The 2,858-nt window shown below is 45.2% G+C and carries 3 protein-coding genes; 1 reads left to right on the top strand and 2 read right to left on the bottom strand.

The annotated features are described in order from the left end of the window. Positions 1 to 20: 20 nt before the first annotated feature. Both AK963_RS27520 and AK963_RS27515 read right to left on the bottom strand, forming a co-directional pair. On the bottom strand, positions 21 to 434 hold the full coding sequence (locus AK963_RS27520; RefSeq protein WP_139117716.1) for a hypothetical protein: 414 nt from the start codon (positions 432 to 434) through the stop codon (positions 21 to 23). Positions 435 to 589: 155 nt separating this feature from the next. After that, complete coding sequence (locus AK963_RS27515) at positions 590 to 1,237, bottom strand: hypothetical protein (protein WP_066018515.1); 648 nt, start codon at positions 1,235 to 1,237, stop codon at positions 590 to 592. 209 nt (positions 1,238 to 1,446) lie between these two features. On the opposite strand from AK963_RS27515, the gene AK963_RS27510 reads away from it, so the two are divergent. After that, the gene (locus AK963_RS27510; protein ID WP_238593872.1) at positions 1,447 to 2,853 is read left to right on the top strand and encodes an aldehyde dehydrogenase; all 1,407 of its coding nucleotides are present in this window, start codon (positions 1,447 to 1,449) and stop codon (positions 2,851 to 2,853) included. The last annotated feature ends 5 nt before the right edge of the window (positions 2,854 to 2,858 follow it).

Raw genomic sequence — 2,858 nt, 5'->3', positions numbered from 1 at the left:
GCGCAGTATGAGGTAGAGGTTTAATCAATATCAGCAATGCATAATGGTCTGTTGTGTTCATCGTAAAATGTCATCAAAGGTTCAAACGCTACGGTATGAGAGACTTGAAAGGGGGTATTTTGACGAATTAAAGGAGAAAAGTACTTCTCTCCAAATTTTATCGCAGTCGCCTCGACAGGTTTGCCTGAAAGCGTAAAACCAAGCACGTACTGGGGTTCTGAAAAATCACGAAGGTTCAAGTTAAATATATACTCAAAGATTATGGTCCAGTGACTTTCTGTATCTATTTCAAGATCAGCAATAGTTAATCTTTCTGGTAACGGTTGAAGCAAAACTATTTTTTTACTCCATGAATCTATACGACTGTCGTTATATAGCCTTCCCACACTCCAAACTCCTGATTGCTTCCTACAATAGAAATCTGGACGCCACATCTCAAGATGTCCTTACCTTGACTTATAATCAATTCCACAGCCCTCCCCCCTCTGTCAACGCTTGAATTACCAATGCTTTTTTATGCGAGCAAATGCTCGCCGTGAACTTTTGATAGCGAGCAAATGCTCGGCGCAAAATCAACTGCCTGTAAAGGCTATTGACGAAGGAATCCATGTTCAGTCATCGTATAAATCACTTGATGTAGATGAAAACGGTGCAGTTGATGGATCAGCTCAGTTCTACAGGTTTTGTTTTTAACACCAAGAAGTTGTGCAGCCTTGTCGCGTCGGCAACCCAATGTTGTTCGTTTAATATTCAGGTATTCCAACTCTTCGGACTCGCTTCGCTGCATAAGCATGCCTTCAAGAATGACAAGGTCAGGCCACTCGATAACAATTTGGCGGGGATAATTGATCTTGATGTGACAGCCAATAACCGTTTGGTGATTCAAAATATCACAGACTTGGCTGCTAAAGAGGTGGTAAGAGCCAGTAATAATGCCAGTATTCATGGAGGTCAAACCGGCGCTATGAAACTTTTTTTCTTCCTTGACCAGATACCAGCCTTTTGCCGTATGTCTAATCGCTTCATGCCACGCACCTTCTCTCTGGCAAAGCTGATCAGTGTTCCGGCGATATCGTCCCCAGTGATGCCCTGTGTGATTTCCCGTCAGTTCATCATCCGCTTTTCCAATAACTTGATCCAACCCATCAACCCCCATTAATTCAACAAAATCAGGAGAGCAGTCTCTATAGATATAACGATCTAATTCCAGCTTCCTTTTAGTAAATAGAATTAACATGAGGCAACTCCTTAACTTCAAATCAGCACTTAAGTACTAACTAAAAAGAAGCTCTCATTCAATTAGGGCTAATTCACTCAATATAAAGACTTTATAAGGGCTTTACATTCATGGGCTACCATCCAGAATACTCAAACTATTGGCACACTATGTCTAAAAGTACAAAAGCTGAAGGACGTGCCTTTATAAATGGCCAGTATGTAAATTCAATGTCAGGAGAGGTTTTTGCCTGCTACTCACCGATTGATGGTGAATTTCTGACCAATATCGACGCTTGTAACGAGCAGGATATTCACCATGCAGTCCTTGGTGCTCGACGCTCTTTTGAGAGTGGTGTCTGGTCAGCAATGCCACTACAGGAACGTAAGAACGTTTTGTTCAAACTGGCTGACCTGATTATTGAACATGAAGAAGAGTTGGCGGTTCTGGAAACACTGGATATGGGAAAGCCGGTATCCCTATGTCTTGAATCCGATATTCGTGGTGGCGCTCATGCTATCCGTTGGTTCGCAGAGTGTATCGACAAACTCTACGACCAAATGTCTCCTAACCATCAAGGCATAGGGATGATCACTCGTGAGCCTATCGGGGTGGTGGGAGCCATTACTCCGTGGAACTTCCCCTTTTATATGGCGATATGGAAAGTCGGTTCTGCATTGGCAATGGGGAATTCAGTCGTTGTTAAGCCCTCTGAACGAGCATCACTGACTACGATCAAACTCGGTGAGCTCGCTCACAAGGCAGGAGTACCTGAAGGCGTTCTTCAAATCGTTCCCGGTTATGGCAGAGTTGCCGGAGCGGCTCTGGGCAGACACTCGGACGTTGACTGCATCAGCTTCACGGGCTCCCATACTACCTCTCGTGAACTGATGAAATACTCATCAGAAACTAACGGCAAACCTGTCCATATCGAAGCAGGGGGAAAAACGGCAAACATTGTTTTCAAAGATGCTCTGAACCTGGAGGAAGCGGCTCAAGTATCTGCTCAAGCAATTTTCTACAACATGGGTGAGGTCTGCTTTGCCGGTTCCCGACTGTTGCTGCCTGATGATGAAGACTTCATCGAAACCTTTTTGAGCAAAGTAAAAAACTACTCCGAATACTGGCAACCCTATAACCCCCTTGATATGCAATCCATGGCCGGTGCTTTGGTAGATGCCGCTCATCTACAGCGGGTTGAAAACTACGTTCAGGGGGCTTTAGATCAAGGCGCACAACTGTTTACCGGTGGGAAGATTAAGCACCCGGACTCAGGCGGTTACTACTACGAGCCAACCATCCTGACGGGCGTAACGCCTGACATGACCATTGCACAAGAAGAAGTATTCGGACCTGTTCTCTCCGTGATGACCTATCAGGATGAAGAGGACGCCATTCGTATTGCCAATGGTACAGATTATGGATTAGCGTCGGCGATCTGGACGGGTGACCTGAACCGTGCACATCGGGTCAGCAGAGCGATGAAGTCCGGTAATGTTTGGGTCAATTGTTTTCATGGCGGAGATATGACGATGCCGTTTGGCGGTTATAAGCAGTCAGGCAACACCCGTGATAAGGCATTTACCGGGTTTGAAAAATACACACAGATCAAATCAACGTGGATTGCCTTGGGGTAACATGC

The organism is Endozoicomonas atrinae, from assembly GCF_001647025.1.
Lineage (GTDB): Bacteria > Pseudomonadota > Gammaproteobacteria > Pseudomonadales > Endozoicomonadaceae > Endozoicomonas > Endozoicomonas atrinae.
The sequence above is the reverse complement of the archived record's forward strand: the minus strand, read 5'-3'. Positions and strand labels throughout refer to the sequence as shown.